The 16,276-nt window shown below is 71.6% G+C and carries 13 protein-coding genes; 8 read left to right on the top strand and 5 right to left on the bottom strand.

What is annotated here, in order from left to right; all coding sequences use genetic code 11:
- The first annotated feature begins 13 nt into the window (after window positions 1–13).
- From nuoL to ACFWPI_RS10445, 7 genes are all read left to right on the top strand, one after another.
- Complete coding sequence (nuoL, locus tag ACFWPI_RS10475; protein WP_380373214.1) at window positions 14–1,909, top strand: NADH-quinone oxidoreductase subunit L; 1,896 nt, start codon at window positions 14–16, stop codon at window positions 1,907–1,909.
- Window positions 1,910–1,943: 34 nt separating this feature from the next.
- A complete protein-coding gene (locus ACFWPI_RS10470) occupies window positions 1,944–3,578 on the top strand; it encodes an NADH-quinone oxidoreductase subunit M (RefSeq protein ID WP_063348139.1) in 1,635 nt (544 codons plus the stop codon).
- Between the two features lie 11 nt (window positions 3,579–3,589).
- Window positions 3,590–5,212: an NADH-quinone oxidoreductase subunit NuoN gene (gene nuoN / locus ACFWPI_RS10465; RefSeq protein ID WP_380373301.1), complete on the top strand. Its 1,623-nt coding sequence runs from the start codon at window positions 3,590–3,592 to the stop codon at window positions 5,210–5,212.
- A gap of 303 nt (window positions 5,213–5,515) precedes the next feature.
- Window positions 5,516–6,526 carry a polyprenyl synthetase family protein gene (locus ACFWPI_RS10460; protein ID WP_063351191.1) on the top strand — a complete coding sequence of 337 codons (1,011 nt, stop codon included), beginning with the start codon at window positions 5,516–5,518 and terminating at the stop codon, window positions 6,524–6,526.
- 115 nt (window positions 6,527–6,641) lie between these two features.
- Complete coding sequence (locus ACFWPI_RS10455) at window positions 6,642–7,304, top strand: response regulator transcription factor (RefSeq protein ID WP_063348138.1); 663 nt, start codon at window positions 6,642–6,644, stop codon at window positions 7,302–7,304.
- 244 nt (window positions 7,305–7,548) lie between these two features.
- On the top strand, window positions 7,549–9,546 hold the full coding sequence (locus tag ACFWPI_RS10450; RefSeq protein ID WP_380373210.1) for a 2-oxoacid:acceptor oxidoreductase subunit alpha: 1,998 nt from the start codon (window positions 7,549–7,551) through the stop codon (window positions 9,544–9,546).
- Window positions 9,543–10,598, top strand: a complete 1,056-nt coding sequence (locus ACFWPI_RS10445) for a 2-oxoacid:ferredoxin oxidoreductase subunit beta (RefSeq protein ID WP_063348136.1) — start codon at window positions 9,543–9,545, stop codon at window positions 10,596–10,598. The genes ACFWPI_RS10450 and ACFWPI_RS10445 overlap by 4 nt, the downstream gene beginning before the upstream one ends.
- Window positions 10,599–10,717: 119 nt before the next feature.
- Here the strand turns inward: ACFWPI_RS10445 and ACFWPI_RS10440 are convergent, their stop codons facing one another.
- From ACFWPI_RS10440 to ACFWPI_RS10430, 3 genes are all read right to left on the bottom strand, one after another.
- Window positions 10,718–11,098, bottom strand: coding sequence for a VOC family protein (locus ACFWPI_RS10440; RefSeq protein WP_380373208.1), 381 nt, complete (start codon window positions 11,096–11,098; stop codon window positions 10,718–10,720).
- A gap of 190 nt (window positions 11,099–11,288) precedes the next feature.
- Entirely contained in the window at window positions 11,289–12,941 is a 1,653-nt protein-coding gene (locus tag ACFWPI_RS10435; protein ID WP_380373205.1) for an LCP family protein, read from the bottom strand.
- The gene (locus tag ACFWPI_RS10430) at window positions 12,934–13,542 is read right to left on the bottom strand and encodes a DUF6542 domain-containing protein (protein ID WP_380373203.1); all 609 of its coding nucleotides are present in this window, start codon (window positions 13,540–13,542) and stop codon (window positions 12,934–12,936) included. Before ACFWPI_RS10430 ends, ACFWPI_RS10435 begins: the two co-directional genes overlap by 8 nt.
- Before the next feature lie 295 nt (window positions 13,543–13,837).
- Here ACFWPI_RS10430 and ACFWPI_RS10425 point away from each other — a divergent pair, with 295 nt between their 5' ends.
- Entirely contained in the window at window positions 13,838–14,479 is a 642-nt protein-coding gene (locus tag ACFWPI_RS10425) for a TetR/AcrR family transcriptional regulator (protein ID WP_380373201.1), read from the top strand.
- A 313-nt stretch (window positions 14,480–14,792) separates the two neighbouring features.
- Here the strand turns inward: ACFWPI_RS10425 and ACFWPI_RS10420 are convergent, their stop codons facing one another.
- Complete coding sequence (locus ACFWPI_RS10420; RefSeq protein WP_380372672.1) at window positions 14,793–15,350, bottom strand: RICIN domain-containing protein; 558 nt, start codon at window positions 15,348–15,350, stop codon at window positions 14,793–14,795.
- Window positions 15,351–15,413: 63 nt separating this feature from the next.
- On the bottom strand, window positions 15,414–16,271 hold the full coding sequence (locus tag ACFWPI_RS10415; RefSeq protein ID WP_380372675.1) for a peptidoglycan-binding protein: 858 nt from the start codon (window positions 16,269–16,271) through the stop codon (window positions 15,414–15,416).
- Window positions 16,272–16,276: the final 5 nt, after the last annotated feature.

The raw sequence follows: 16,276 nt of genomic DNA, 5'->3' as shown, positions 1-16,276 counted from the left end.
GCGGAGGGCCTCGGTGAACTCTCTCATTCCGCTGCTGGTGGCGGCCCCGCTGGCCGGCGCCGCCCTGCTCCTGCTCGGCGGCCGCGCGCTGGACCGCTTCGGCCACTGGCTGGCCACCGCCCTCGCGGCGCTCTCGTTCGGCTTCGGCCTGGCGCTGTTCTGGGACATGCTGGGCCGCGAGGCCGAGCACCGGGCCGTCACCCAACACCTGTTCAGCTGGATCCCGGTGAACGGGTTCCAGGCCGACATGTCGTTCCGGCTCGACCAGTTGTCGATGACCTTCGTCCTGCTGATCACCGGCGTCGGCACGCTGATCCACCTGTACTCGGTGGGCTACATGGCGCACGACGAGCGCCGGCGCCGCTTCTTCGCGTACCTGAACCTGTTCCTGGCCGCCATGCTGCTGCTGGTGGTCGCCGACAACTACCTGCTGCTGTACTTCGGTTGGGAGGGCGTGGGCCTCGCCTCGTACCTGCTGATCGGCTTCTGGCAGCACAAGCCGAGCGCGGCGACGGCGGCGAAGAAGGCGTTCATCGTCAACCGGGTCGGTGACCTGGGCCTGTCGATCGCGATCATGCTGATGTTCACCGAGTTCGGTTCCTTCGCCTTTGAGCCGGTCTTCGGTGGGGCGGCGCAGGCGAGCGAGGGCAGGCTGACGGCGATCGGCCTGATGCTGCTGCTGGCGGCCTGCGGCAAGTCGGCGCAGGTGCCGCTGCAGTCCTGGCTGGGCGACGCGATGGAGGGCCCGACCCCGGTGTCGGCGCTGATCCACGCGGCCACCATGGTGACCGCCGGCGTCTACCTGATCACCCGCTCGTCGGCGATCTTCGACCTGGCGCCGGACGCGCAGACCGCCGTGGTGGTGGTCGGCGCGGTCACGCTGCTGTTCGGTGCGATCGTCGGTTGCGCGAAGGACGACATCAAGAAGGCGCTGGCCGGGTCGACGATGTCGCAGATCGGCTACATGGTGCTGGCGGCCGGGCTCGGCCCGATCGGCTACGCCTTCGCGATCATGCACCTGGTGACGCACGGCTTCTTCAAGGCCGGGCTGTTCCTCGGCGCCGGGTCGGTCATGCACGGCATGAACGACGAGGTGAACATGCGTCACTACGGCGGCCTGCGCAAGTTCATGCCGGTCACCTTCGTCACCTTCGGCCTCGGCTACCTGGCGATCATCGGCTTCCCCGGTCTGTCCGGCTTCTTCTCCAAGGACAAGATCATCGAGGCGGCCTTCGCCAAGGGCGGCACCGAGGGCTGGATCCTCGGCCTGTGCGCGCTGACCGGCGCCGCCGTCACCGCGTTCTACATGACCCGGGTGATGCTGCTGACCTTCTTCGGCGAGAAGCGCTGGCAGCCGGACGCCGACGGCAACGCCCCGCACCCGCACGAGTCGCCGAAGACCATGACCATCCCGATGGTCCTGCTGGCCTTCGGCTCGGTCTTCGCGGGCGGGCTGTTCGCCTTCAACGACTCGTTCCTGACCTGGCTGGAGCCCGTCACCGGACACTCCGAGGGCAACTCGCCGCTCGCCCCGCTGGTGGTCACCGTGCTCACCACGGCCTGCATGCTGGCCGGCGTCCTCGTCTCGTACCTGATGTACGGGCGCTCCGCCGTCCCCGTGGTGGCGCCGGTCGGCTCCCCGCTCACCCGGGCCGCCCGCCGCGACCTGCTCCAGGACGACTTCAACCACGCCGTCCTGGTCCGTCCGGGCTCGGCGCTCACCGCGACGCTGGTCTACTTCGACAGCCGCGGCCTGGACGGCTTCGTCAACGGCCTGGCCGCCACCATCGGCGGGGTGTCCAGTCGGCTGCGGCGGATCCAGAACGGCTTCGTCCGCTCGTACGCGCTCTCCATGTTCGGCGGCACGCTGGTGCTGGTCGCCACGACTCTCCTGATGAGGTCCGTCTGATGACTCGCGCAGATTCCACGTGGGGGGTGCGGCCATGAGCGCGTTGCTGACCGCCACCTGTGCCGTCCCGGCGGCCGGCGCGGTGCTGACCGCCGCGCTGCCCGCCGGGTCGACCGAGCGCCGCCGCTCGACCACCAAGGCCGTCGCCCTGGGCGTCTCGGTCGTCACCCTGGTGCTGGCGGCCGTGGTGGCGACCCGCTTCGACCCGCACGGCGACCGCTACCAGCTGACCGAGTCGTACAGCTGGATCCGCTCCTTCGGCATCACCTTCTCGCTCGGCGTGGACGGCATCGGCGCCGTCCTCGCCCTGCTCACCGCCGTCCTGGTGCCGGTGGTGATGCTGGCCTCCTGGCACGACGCCGACCCGGGGCCGGCCGGCCCCGACGGCACCTTCGCCCCCGACACTTTTGAGGGCAGGCGCCGCACCCAGGGCTTCTTCGCCCTGATCCTGGCGGTGGAGGCGATGGTGGTCGTCTCCTTCTACGCCACCGACGTCTTCCTCTTCTACGTGTTCTTCGAAGCCATGCTGATCCCGATGTACTTCCTGATCGGCGGCTTCGGGGACCGGGCCGGCGGCCCCGACGCGGCGCGCCAGCGCTCGTACGCGGCCGTGAAGTTCCTGCTCTACAACCTGCTCGGCGGCCTGGTGATGCTGGCCGCCGTGATCGGCCTGTACGTGATCGCGCAGGACCAGGGCTTCGGCACCTTCGACCTCCAGACCCTCACCTCGGCGATCGCCGACGGCAAGCTGCAGCTGTCCGGCACCGCCGAGAAGGCGCTGTTCCTGGGCTTCTTCTTCGCCTTCGCGGTCAAGGCCCCGCTGTGGCCGCTGCACACCTGGCTGCCGAACGCGATGGGCGAGGCCACCGCCGGCACCGCCGTGCTGATCACCGCCGTGGTGGACAAGGTCGGCACCTTCGCGATGCTGCGTTTCTGCCTCGGGCTGTTCCCGCACGCCTCGAAGACCTTCGCCCCGGCGATCCTGGTCCTGTCGGTGATCGGGATCATCTACGGCGCGCTGCTGGCGGTCGGCCAGAAGGACATCAAGCGGCTGGTCGCCTACGCGTCGATCTCGCACTTCGGCTTCATCATCATGGGCATCTTCGCGCTGACCAGCCAGGGCCAGAGCGGCGCCACCCTCTACATGGTCAACCACGGCATCTCCACCGCCGCGTGGATGCTGGTGGCGGGCTTCCTGATCTCCCGTCGCGGTTCGCGGCTGATCGCCGACTACGGCGGGGTGCAGAAGGTCGCGCCGGTGCTCGCCGGGACTTTCCTGGTCGGCGGTCTGGCGACCCTGTCGCTGCCCGGGCTGGCCCCGTTCGTCAGTGAGTTCCTGGTGCTGGTGGGCACGTTCACCCGCTACCCGGCGATCGGCATCGTGGCGACCTTCGGCATCGTGCTGGCCGCGCTGTACGCCCTGCTGCTGTACCAGCGCACCATGACCGGACCGGTGAAGGCCGGCGTCGGCGGGATGCCCGACCTCAAGGTCCGCGAACTGGCCGTGGTCGCCCCGCTGGTGGCGCTGACCATCCTGCTCGGCGTCTACCCCAAGCCGCTCACCGACCTGGTCAACCCCTCGGTGAACGCGACGCTCTCGCAGGTCCACGAGACCGACCCGGCGCCGGCCCACCCGGTCGCCGCCACCTCAGGAGGTGAGCAGAAGTGAGCACCACCGGCATGCTCGCCGCCGCCGGCGGCAACACCGCCAGCATCCCGGCGCCGCACCTGGAGTACGGCCAGCTCTCCCCGATGCTGGTGGTGTTCGGCGCCGCCGTGGCCGGCATCCTGGTGGAGGCCTTCGTGCCCCGCCGGTACCGGCACTGGACGCAGGTGTCGCTCGCCCTGGCCGGGCTGATCGGCTCCTTCGTCGCCGTGGTGGTGCTGGCCTCCCAGGGCTTCGGCTCCACCCGGGTCGACCTGCTGGCCATGGAGTCGGTCGCGCTGGACGGCCCGGCGCTGTTCCTGCAAGGCGTGATCCTGCTGGTCGCCGTCGTCGCGGTGCTCACCTACGCCGAACGGAAGCTGGAGCCCACGGCGGGCGGCCTGCCCGCCGACGCCTTCGCGGCCCAGGCCGCCGCCACCCCCGGCGGCGAGCAGGAGCGGGCCGCGGTCCGGGCCGGCTTCGCCACCAGCGAGGTCTTCCCGCTCACCATGTTCGCGGTCGGCGGGATGCTGCTGTTCCCCGCGGCCAACGACCTGCTGACGATGTTCGTGGCGCTGGAGGTCTTCTCCCTCCCGCTGTACCTGCTCTGCGCGCTGGCCCGGCGCCGCCGGCTGCTCTCCCAGGAGGCGGCCGTCAAGTACTTCCTGCTGGGCGCCTTCGCCTCGGCGTTCTTCCTGTTCGGCACCGCGCTGCTGTACGGCTACGCGGGCAGCGTGAAGCTCGGCGACATCTCGGACGTGATCTCCGGCAAGGCGATGACCACCCCGGCGCAGCTGAGCAGCACCCAGAGTGACGCGCTGCTGCTGATCGGCCTGGCGATGCTCGCGGTCGGCCTGCTGTTCAAGGTCGGCGCGGTGCCGTTCCACTCCTGGACCCCGGACGTGTACCAGGGCGCGCCGACCCCGGTGACCGGTTTCATGGCGGCGGCGACGAAGGTCGCGGCCTTCGGGGCGTTCCTGCGGCTGTTCTACGTGGCCTTCCCGGGCCTGCGGCTGGACTGGCGGCCGGTGCTGTGGGGGGTGGCGATCCTCACCATGGTGGTGGGCGCGGTGCTGGCGGTCACCCAGCAGGACGTCAAGCGGCTGTTGGCGTACTCCTCGATCGCGCACGCCGGGTTCATCCTCACGGGCGTGATCGCCACCAACAAGCAGGGCCTGTCCTCGGTGCTGTTCTACCTGCTGTCGTACTCCTTCGTGACGCTCGGCGCGTTCGCCGTGGTCACCCTGGTGCGCGACTCCAAGGGCGAGGCGACCCACCTGTCCAGCTGGGCCGGGCTGGGCCGGCGCTCGCCGCTGGTGGCGGCGGTGTTCGCGCTGTTCCTGCTGGCCTTCGCCGGGATCCCGCTGACCTCCGGGTTCACCGGGAAGTTCGCGGTGTTCCAGGCGGCGGCGGCCGGCGGGGCGACGCCGCTGGTGATCGTGGGTGTGCTGAGCTCGGCGGTGGCCGCGTTCTTCTACATCCGGGTCATCGTGCTGATGTTCTTCTCCGACCCGAAGCCGGGCGGCCCGACGGTGGCGATCCCGAGCGCCTTCACGGCGACCGCGATCGGGGTGGGGGTGCTGGTCACGCTGGGTCTCGGCCTGCTGCCGCAGTACTTCCTGGACCTGGCGTCGAAGGCCGCGCTGTTCGTCCGCTGACCGCTGCCGGGGCGGCGCCGCCGCCCCGGGCCCGTCCGGGCCGCGCCCTCGGCGCGCGGTCCGGACGCGCGTTTGCCGCCGGCCTGCCGGCGCAGGGGCTCCGGCCCGTGTTTTCCAGCTGAATTCGCCCCCACCGCAGTACTGCCCCCACAGCCGCCCTGACCAGGGCATCCGGCCCGATCATGACAGGATCCGCACGCCCGTGCAGTGATCCACTCGTGACCGGATACCCTGCCTGTATGGCCAGCGGCGGCACTCAGGGACCAGGCCGCTAGATCGACCAGGGACAGAGGAGTGGTCTTCGTGACCGTCGTGGGACCCTTCGGGCTCAGCGTGCAGGACCGCGACCTGACCCGGGACGTTCAGGCCGGACTGGACGCGGTGGAGACGGCTCTCGCCGAGGCCGTCAAGAGCGACGTCCCGTTCATCACCATCACCGCCAGTCACCTCATCGAGGCCGGCGGCAAGCGCTTCCGCCCGCTGCTGCTGCTGCTGGCGGCGCAGTTCGGCGACCCGGGGGCACCCGGGGTGGTGCCGGCCGCCGTCGTCGTCGAGCTCACCCACCTGGCGACCCTGTACCACGACGACGTCATGGACGAGGCCCCGGTGCGCCGCGGCGCCCCCAGCGCCAACTCCCGCTGGGACAACTCGGTGGCCATCCTCACCGGCGACTTCCTGTTCTCCCGCGCCTCCCAGGTGCTCGCCGACCTCGGCCCCGAGGCGGTGCGGATGCAGGCCGACGCCTTCGAGCGGCTGGTCACCGGCCAGATCCTGGAGACCCGGGGCCCCGGTCCGGACGGCGACCCGCTGCTGCACTACCTCGACGTGCTGGCCGGCAAGACCGGTTCGCTGATCGCGGTCTCCTGCCGGATAGGAGCACTGATGGCCGGCGCCGAGTCGTGGATGGTGGACACCCTCAGCGAGTTCGGCGAGCGGATCGGCATCGCCTTCCAGCTGGCCGACGACGTGCTGGACATCGCCAGCGACGGCCAGGAGTCCGGCAAGACCCCTGGCACCGACCTGCGCGAGGGCGTGCCGACCCTGCCGACCCTGCTGCTGGAGCAGATGCCGGCCGACCCCGCCGACCCGGCCGACACCCGGCTGCGCGAACTGCTCACCCTGGACCTCGCCGACGACGAACTGCACGCCGAGGCGCTGCGGCTGCTGCGCCGCCACCCCGCGCTGGAGCGCGCCCGCCGGGAGACGCTGCGCCAGGCCGAGGACGCCCGGGCGCTGCTCGCCCCGCTGCCGGACTGCGCGGCGAAGGCGGCCCTGGAGGGGCTCTGCGACGCGGTGGCGATCCGGACCATGTGACCGGGGCGCGGCGGGCGGCAGCCCCCGGACGGCGGATCCGCGGACGGCGGGTCGGGTGTTTGCCCGGATGGGGGAGACTGGCCTCTGTCAGCTCAGCCCTGCCGGGAAGGTCACCATGCGCCGTGTCGTCATAGCCGAGGACTCCGTACTGCTGCGGGAGGGCCTGACCCGGCTGCTCACCGACCGGGGCCTGGAGGTCGTGGCGGGTGTCGGGGACGGCGCCGCGCTGGTGAAGACCATCCACGACCTGGCCGCGGCCGGGCAGCTGCCGGACGTCGTGGTCTCCGACGTGCGGATGCCGCCGAGCCACACCGACGAGGGCCTGCGCGCCTGCGTCGAGCTGCGCGGCCGCTACCCGGAGCTGAACGTGCTGGTGCTGTCGCAGTTCGTGGAGGAGCGGTACGCCTCCGAGCTGCTGGCGGGTTCGACCCGGGGCGTCGGCTACCTGCTGAAGGACCGGGTCGCGGAGGTGCGCGAGTTCGCGGACGCGGTGGTCCGGGTCGCCGACGGCGGCACCGCGCTGGACCCGGAGGTGGTGCAGCAACTCCTCAGCCGCAGCCGCAAGGGCGATGTGCTGGCCAACCTCACCCCGCGCGAGCGGGAGGTGCTCGGGCTGATGGCGGAGGGCCGCACCAACAGCGCGGTGGCCAAGCAGCTGGTGGTCTCGGACGGCGCGGTGGAGAAGCACGTCAGCAACATCTTCCTGAAGCTGGGCCTGGCGCAGAGCCCGGAGGACCACCGCCGGGTGCTGGCGGTGCTCACCTACCTCAACTCGTAGCCGGCCGGGCGGCCGGGCAGCTCGGGGGCAGGGGGCCGGGGGAGCGGCCGTCGGACGCGGAATGATCTCCGGCGGTCGGACGTTGTACCCCGTGTGCGGTTCGGGCGCGGGCCGGTGTTTTCCCGCCGCACGTGGGAGTTCCGTCCGGGATCAAGTGCCCGCGCATAGGATGCGGGAGGTGCACCAAGCGGACGGGGCACGGGGCCGCGCCCGCGGTGGTGTGCCCTCGAGGAGGTCCGCGGCAGTGACCAGTCAGGTCGATCAGTCAGAGGCAGTGGACGGCTCGGACGGCGACGGTGGTCGTTCCGGCAGTGGTGACGGACGCCCCGGTGCGGCCGTGCCCGCCGATCCAACGGCCCCGGGAGGTTCGCCGCCGAGGAACAGCAAGCCGATTCGCCGACTCGACCGGGTGATCATCCGTTTCGCCGGCGACTCGGGTGACGGCATGCAGCTCACCGGTGACCGGTTCACCTCGGAGACGGCGTCGTTCGGCAACGACCTCTCCACGCTGCCGAACTTCCCGGCCGAGATCCGGGCGCCCGCCGGGACGCTGCCGGGCGTGTCGAGCTTCCAACTGCACTTCGCGGACCACGACATCCTCACCCCGGGGGACGCGCCGAACGTGCTGGTGGCGATGAACCCGGCGGCGCTGAAGGCGAACCTGGAGGACCTGCCGCGCGGCGCGCAGATCATCGTCAACACGGACGAGTTCACCAAGCGCGCGCTGGCGAAGGTCGGTTACGCGGCGGATCCGCTGGCCGACGGCTCGCTGGAGGGCTACCACCTGCACAAGGTGCCGCTGACGACGCTGACCCTGGAGGCGTTGAAGGACAGCGGGCTGGCGCGCAAGGACGCCGAGCGGGCCAAGAACATGTTCGCGCTGGGGCTGCTGTCCTGGATGTACCACCGCCCCACCCGCGGGACGGAGACCTTCCTGCGCAGCAAGTTCGCGAAGAAGCCGCAGATCGCCGAGGCGAACATCAGCGCGTTCAAGGCGGGTTGGAACTTCGGCGAGACCACGGAGACCTTCGCGGTCTCCTACGAGGTGCCGCCGGCCAAGCTCCCGGCCGGGCGCTACCGCAACATCTCGGGGAACCTGGCGCTCTCCTACGGCCTGATCGCCGCCGCGCAGCGCTCCGGGCTGCCGCTGTACCTGGGCTCGTACCCGATCACGCCGGCCTCGGACATCCTGCACGAGCTGAGCCGGCACAAGAACTTCGGGGTCCGCACCTTCCAGGCCGAGGACGAGATCGCCGGGATCGGCGCCGCGCTCGGCGCGTCCTTCGGCGGCGCGCTCGGCGTGACGACGACCTCGGGCCCCGGGGTGGCGCTGAAGAGCGAGACGATCGGCCTGGCGGTGTCGCTGGAACTGCCGCTGCTGGTCGTGGACATCCAGCGCGGCGGCCCCTCCACCGGCCTGCCGACCAAGACGGAGCAGGCGGACCTGCTGCAGGCGATGTTCGGGCGCAACGGCGAGGCGCCGGTGCCGATCGTCGCCCCGGCGACGCCGGCCGAGTGCTTCGACGCGGCGCTGGAGGCGGCGCGGATCGCGGTGACGTACCGGACGCCGGTGTTCCTGCTCTCGGACGGCTACCTGGCGAACGGCTCGGAGCCGTGGCGGATCCCGGAGGTGGACGAACTCCCGCTGATCAGCCCGGACTTCGCGACCGGTCCGAACCGCGAGGACGGCTCGTTCTGGCCCTACCTGCGGGATCCGAAGACCCTGGCCAGGCCGTGGGCGCTGCCCGGTACGCCGGGGCTGGAGCACCGGATCGGCGGGATCGAGAAGCAGGACGGGACGGGGAACATCTCCTACGACCCGGCGAACCACGACTTCATGGTCCGCACCCGGCAGGCGAAGATCGACGGGATCGCCGTCCCCGACGTGGAGGTCGACGACCCGAGCGGCGAGGCGCGGGTGCTGGTGCTCGGCTGGGGTTCGACGTACGGGCCGATCACCGCGGCCGTGCGGCGGGTGCGGGCGGACGGCGGGGAGGTCGCCCAGGCGCACCTGCGCCACCTGAACCCCTTCCCGGCCAACCTGGGCGCGGTGCTCAGGAGTTACGAGAAGGTCATCGTGCCGGAGATGAACCTCGGCCAGCTCGCGCTGCTGCTGCGGGCGAAGTACCTGGTGGACGCGGAGTCCTACAACCAGGTGCGTGGACTGCCGTTCAAGGCGGCACAGTTGGCGGACGTGCTGTCGGCGGCGATCGGCACCCTGGACGAGGAGGACCACCGATGAGCGAGAACGGCTTCCCCTCCCTGCGCCTGGTGCCCAAGGCCGAAGAGCCGCAGAGCGCACGGGACTTCAAGACCGACCAGGAGGTGCGCTGGTGCCCCGGCTGCGGGGACTACGCCGTCCTGGCGGCGGTGCAGGGCTTCATGCCGGAGCTCGGCATCAAGCGCGAGAACACCGTGTTCGTCTCCGGGATCGGCTGTTCCTCGCGCTTCCCGTACTACATGAACACCTACGGGGTGCACTCGATCCACGGGCGCGCGCCGGCGATCGCGACCGGGCTGGCGTCCGCGCGGCAGGACCTGAGCGTGTGGGTGGTGACCGGGGACGGCGACGCGCTGTCCATCGGCGGCAACCACCTGATCCACGCGCTGCGGCGCAACGTCAATCTGAAGATCCTGCTGTTCAACAACCGGATCTACGGCCTGACCAAGGGCCAGTACTCGCCGACCAGCGAGCTGGGCAAGATCACCAAGTCGACGCCGATGGGCTCGCTGGACGCGCCGTTCAACCCGCTCTCGCTGGCGATCGGCGCCGAGGCGTCCTTCGTCGCCCGGACGATCGACTCGGACCGCCAGCACCTGCAGTCGGTGCTGCGGGCGGCGGCCGCGCACGAGGGCACCGCGCTGGTGGAGATCTACCAGAACTGCAACATCTTCAACGACGGTGCGTTCGAGGCCTTGAAGCAGCCCGGCACCCGGGACGAGGCGCTGATCCGGCTGGAGCACGGCCAGCCGATCCGCTTCGGCGCGGACCTGGCCGGCGGCGTGTTCCGCGGCCCGGACGGAGAGCTGTTCACCGCCCCGGTGACGGCGGACAACGAGGCGCGGGTGCTGGTCCACGACGCGCACGCGGCCAACCCGACGGCGGCCTTCGCGCTGTCCCGGATCGCCGACGCCGACACCCTGCACCACACCCCGATCGGTGTCCTGCGCGATGTGCGACGGCCCGTCTACGACGAGCTGATGGCGGGGCAGTTGGCGGCCGCGCAGGCCGATCGCGGGCCGGGCGACCTGGCCGCGCTGCTGGCGGGCGGCGACACCTGGACGGTGGACTGACCGGTCCGGCCTGGTCCGGCCTGGTCCGGCCTGGTCCGGTCACCGCGGCGCCCCCTCGGCCATCGGCCGAGGGGGCGCCGTCGTTCGTTCGGGCACGCGGTCACTGCTCGGGCGCGTGGTTACTGCTTGGCCCACTCGACCAGTTCGATCACGACCCCGTTCGGGTCGGTGACCTGGAACAGCTTCTCGCCCCACGGCTCCTCGCGCAGCGGCAGGGTGATCTCGACCCCTTCGCCGCGCAGCCGCCGCTCCTCGCCGACGAGGTCCTCGACGACGAACGCCAGGATGACGCCGGACGCGGTCCGGTCGCGCTGGCGCTCGGGCAGCACCTCCAGGCCGCGTCGCAGGCAGACGACGTTGACCCCGCCGCCGGGGTGCTGGAGCGAGACGAAGCCGTCGGCCGACATCTCCTCGCTGTAGCCGAAGTGCCGCTGGAGGAAGGCGGCGGAGGCGGTGACGTCCTCGACGGTCAGGGCGAGGGTGGTGGTGGTGATCTGCATGGCGGAGCCCTCTCGTCGGCGCGAGCGCGCGGTTATCCCGTACGCAGTACACTATACATAGTACGGAGAATTGCGCGAGGAGTGTGCGCCCTGGGCCCGGACGCGGGGGAAGGCGCGGGGAAAAGCCGTAGGGAGGCTCCCGGGTGGGGAGCCTCCCTACGGCTCGGTGCGGTGCGTCAGGTGCGGGGTGTCAGAAGACGCAGGGGATGCCACCGTCGCTCTGGGCGTCGACCGACGGGCCCTGCACGGGCAGGTTGGCCGCCGGGTCGGACGGGGAGCCGGTCGCGCCGCCGCCCGGCGCTGCGGCGCCGGTCTTGTCGTCGGTCGCGCCGGTGAAGCCGGTGCCGAGGGTGACGACCACCCGGTCGGCGGGGGCCGACGCGGACTCCGTGGCGGTGACGCCGTAGCGGGCGGCGATCTGGTCGGCCGCCTCCTTGGCGCCCTTGCCGTAGGCCACGGTGGTGGTCTTGGGCTTCGCGGCGGCGCTGCCGGTCTTGCCCGCCTTGAAGCCCATCGCGACCAGGGCCTTGGACTCGGCGGTGGAGGAGACCCCGGCGGCCGTGGAGGCGTTGAAGACGTCCACGGTGGTGGGGGCGGCGGCCTTGGTGGTGGGCGGCGCGGTCGTGGCCGGCGCGGAGGAGGCCGCCGGGGTGGGCGTGTCGCCCGCCGCGTCGGGGGCGGCCGGGGCGGAGTCGGCGTAGCCGAAGATCTGCTTGACGACCTTCTGGAGCTTCGCGGGGGTGACGAGGTTGACGTCCTGGCCGTTGCGGGTGCCGAAGCCGTCGAAGGTCAGGGTGTTGAACTCGACATTGCCGCCGGTGAGGTTGGGGGCCTGCTGGGCGAAGTCGAGGACGTTCCACTCGTTGTCGATGACCAGGTCCTTCTGCACCACGCCGAACAGCTGCTGCAGCTTGCCGAGGTCGCTGATGACGCCGTCCTGCTTGAGCTTGTGCACGACGGAGGAGATGAAGGCCTGCTGGCGGTGGGTGCGGGCGAAGTCGCCGCTGTTGCCGTCCGGGCCGTCCAGGTTGTGGCGCTGGCGGACGAAGGAGAGTGCCTGGGAGGCGTTGAGCTTGTTGATGCCCTTGTGGAAGTCGGCGCCGGAGCCCTGGCCCTCCATGGCCGGGTCCTTGGTGTCGTGGGTGAGGCAGACCTCGATCGGCTCGACGGCCTTGGCGATGTCGTAGAAGCCCATCAGGTTGACCTCGGCTATGTGGTCGACGGGCTGGTCGAGGAACTTCTGCACGGTCTGGATGGTGGCCGCCCGGCCGGCGTCGCGGCCGGCCTTCTCCAGGTCCGCGCCCTTGAGCCCCTTCGCCTGGAGGGCCGGGGTGGCCTTCTCCTTGGCCTCGCCGTAGGCCTCCTTGATCTTGCGCATGCCGGCCTGCTTGCCGTCCCCGGTGTAGGTCATGACGTAGTCGTCACGGGGGATGGAGACGGCCTGCGCCTTGCCGCCGCCGGCGGGGATGTGCAGCAGGATCAGGGAGTTGGTGTTGTAGCCGCCGATGTCGGAGCTGTGGCCGGCGTGCAGTTCGTCCTGGACGAACTCCGGCGGCAGGTCCGTCCCGTCCATGTTCTTACGGCTGTCGAGGCCGATCAGCAGGATGTTGACCGAGTTGTCGAGGTGCTTGGGCGCGTTCTTCTTGGTCTCGGCGATGGCGTTGGAGGTGGTCATCCCGTCGGTGAGGGACGTCACCTCGTACCAGACCACCCCGCTGGCGGCGAACACCGCCAGGGCGACCGAGCAGGCCAGCGTCCGGCCCGCGATCAGCAGGGGGGAGGTGCGGCGGGTCGGGGGCGCGGCGGTGCGGCCGCCGTCCCGGGTCTGCGGGTTCTCAGCCATGGTCCCTCCTCCGGTCCCGGACCAGCCGGACCACGATCACCAGGGCGGCCGTTGCGACGGCCGCGGCCATCACGGGAAAGTCGTGGACCACCCACTTCGCGGAGCCGGTGGCCAGGTTCTTGCCCTGGTAGGCGTCGCCGTTGGCCAGCAGTTCCGCGCCGGCCGTCACCCCCAGGACCAGCAGCGGGGAGGCGGCGAGGACCCACCACCAGCCGTTGCGGCTGCTGAGTGCGGCCGCCAGGCCGGTGCCGAGCACGGCGCCCACCAGGAAGGCCGTCCCCATGCCGGGGCCGGAGAGCTCGTCGATCCCGGCGCCTGCCGCCGGCAGCCCCACGGCCAGGGCCGCGGGCAGGGCCGCTCCGCCGGGGAAGGGGCGGGGGTGGGCGGGGGCCTTGTTCGCCCGCCGGCGGGCTCCCTGGTCGGAGGTGCGTCCCGGTGTCCGTTGGTCGGTCGTCCGCCCCGGTGCCTGCTGGCCGGTCGTCCGCCGGTCGGCCGTCCGCTGGCCGGCCGTCCGTTGGTCGGTCGTCCGCGCCTGCGTCTCCTGGCCGGGCGTTCGCCCGCGTGCCTCTTGGTTGGACGTCCGTCCTCGCCGCCCCGCCACGCACTCACCCCCGGTGTTCCCGTGCTCTGCGCCCCTGTGGCGCCTGCGCCCGGTCCTCGTGTGATGAGCCGTTGTGCGCTGCCACTTCTGGACGCTGCTGTTCGGCCGGCCGGTTCCCGCGCTCGGCTTCCGTTTTCCGGTCGGGGGCAGGCGTGCTGTTGAATTCCCTCTACACGGGTGTAGAGGTTGTAGGCAGCATAGAGCACCCTTGTTCGATGGCAACCCGGCTCAGGCGGGCTCGGGAGACACTACACCGGGCAGTTTTCGAGAGCCCCGGTAGATGAGGAGTGACGCCGTGGCGGCGACGGGCGGAGCGGGACGGCCGGAGAAGCGCAAGGCGATCACGCGGGCCGCGACGGCGGTGTTCGGGCGCGAGGGCTACGTCCGGGCCAGCATGGACGCGATCGCGGCGGAGGCCGGGGTGTCCAAGCGCACGGTCTACAACCACTTCGCCGACAAGGAGACCCTCTTCCTCTCCGTCGCACTCCAGAACTCGGCCGAACTGACCGAGGTCATACGCGAGTTGATGGACAAGCACCTCGACCGGGTGGTGGACCTGCGCCAGGACCTCACCGACTTCGCGGTCGAACGGGCCCGGGCCGTCCTCTCGGCCGGGGACCGCGGCGCGCTCGGCCGGGCCATCCGCGCCGAGGTCGCCAACATCCCGGCCGACGTCCTGGAGGCGTGGCTGGAGGCCGGCCCGATCGCCTCGCAGCGCGACCTCGCGCAGCGGTTCGAGGTGATCGCGGACCGGGGCCTGCTGGTCGTCGACGACGCCCCGCAGACCGCCGAGCAGTTCACGCTGCTGACCTTCCACGGCGTCGCCGAGCGCTCGTTCTGGGGCGCCCTGCCGGTGGCGGACGAGGAGCTCGCCCGGATCGCGGCGCTCGGTGTCGACGCCTTCCTGCGGATCCACCGGGTGCCCGCGGTGCGGTGACGGCGCGGGTGCCGGTGGCGCGGTGACAGCGGGCGCCGGAGCGTGAGACGCCCGCGGCACGGTGACGGCGGAAGCCTGACCGTGACACGCCGCCGGGGAGGGGTCCGGCGGCGCGTCACGGGGCCCACTCGTGGGCGAGCAGGTCGAGGACCGGCTCGCCCACGAACCCCTCCGCCGGCCCAGGGGTGGCTCGGGAGGAGGGTGGTGGGCGCGGACCGGTCCGCTCGCCGAGGCCGGCGAACGGACCGGGGACGGGGTGGGTCCGACGATTCGCGCCCCCGGCGGGAACCGTCGGACCCCTCTCGGCGAGCCGTCAGCCGATCTTCCAGCGCTGGGCCGGGTCGTTGCCGTTGCAGGACGTCACCGAGGTGAGCTGGGCGACGCCGTTGGACTTGAGGCACTGGCCGGTGGCCACGTTCTGGATCAGGTACCAGCCGCGGTCCTCGCTGGTGCGGATCCACTTCTGGTTGGCCGGCAGCCAGTCGCCGGCCGGGCGGTTGAGGCCGTCCCAGCCGCCGGGGGTGTCCCAGAGCTGGACGGCGCCCGAGCCGGTGTCGAGGTCGACGACCTTGCCGGCCGAGCCGTGCGAGATGGCGGTGGTGCCGTCGCAGTAGCCCCAGAACGACCAGGTCTGCGCGGCGCTCTGGTTGCCCTGGTAGACGCCGATCCGCTGGCCGTTGACCTCCGTGTTGGCCGGCAGGTCCAGGGCGCCGGTGGCGCCGTTGTAGACGGAGGTGACGGTCTGCAGGTTCGGCGCCAGCTCGCAGCCGGCGGCGTGCGCGGCCGGGGCGGTGACCACGGCCGCCCCCGCGACGGCCGCGACGGCGCCGAGCCCGGCGAGGAACCTGCGGGTGCGGGTGACGGGTTTCATCGGGTTCTCCTTCTGGGTGTGGAGTCTGGGTGTGGTGGATCCGGGTGTGGTGGAGGTGCGGCGTCAGCCGCGCGGGACCTGGAGGGCGTCCCACTGCTTGGGGCCGGGGATTCCGTCGGCGTCGCTGCCGGAGTCGCCCAGCTTGTGCTGCCAGTTGCGGAAGGATTCGAGGTCCGCCCCGGACCACTCGGGGCCGGGGCCCTCGGCGTAGGCGGAGCAGCCCTCGGCGACCAGGCGCTCTCCCATCCGGGTGATGACGTCGCTCTTCTGGCCGTCCTGGAAGAAGTCGGCGCCGGGGAAGGGCTCGTAGCCGCCCTCGCCCCCGCCTCCGTCCCCGCCGCTGTCGGCCTGGGGCCGGGCGCCGCCGTTCGGCTGGTCGTCGGCGGAGGCCTCCTGCCCGAAGTAGACCGCCCCCTGGCGGTCCCGCCACTGCGGGTCGGCGAGGATGACGCCGTCGGCGAAGTCCGGGACGCCGTACCCGTACACCCAACTCGACTTGCGGTCACGGGTCTTGAGGTAGACGCCGTCGCCCTCGGAGCTGCCGTCGTCGTTGGTGTTGCCCTCGACGGTGGTGATGGTGGAGCTGGTGTAGGCGACGCAGATGCCGGTGTGGCTGCCGCCGCCGGGGCCGTAGAACACCTGGCCGCCGATCACCGGGTAGTCGGTGAAGCGGTCGCGGTCCCTGAACCAGGCGACGCCCTCGGCGCAGGAGGCCGTCACCGGGAACAGCCCGGCGTTGCCGGACTGCCGGGCGCACCAGGCGACGAAGGTCGCGCACCAGGCCTCGCCCTGGGACCACTCCAGGCCGGGGACGGCCGGCGAGTACTTCTGGATGTTGTTCCAGTGCGAGCCGCTGCGGCCCTCCTGGTATCCGACCTCGTCTCGGGCGACGCGGATCAGGTCCGCCGCGTTCGAGGACATGAGGG

Source organism: Kitasatospora sp. NPDC058492, assembly GCF_042720685.1.
Taxonomy (GTDB): domain Bacteria; phylum Actinomycetota; class Actinomycetes; order Streptomycetales; family Streptomycetaceae; genus Kitasatospora.
The sequence above is the reverse complement of the archived record's forward strand: the minus strand, read 5'-3'. Positions and strand labels throughout refer to the sequence as shown.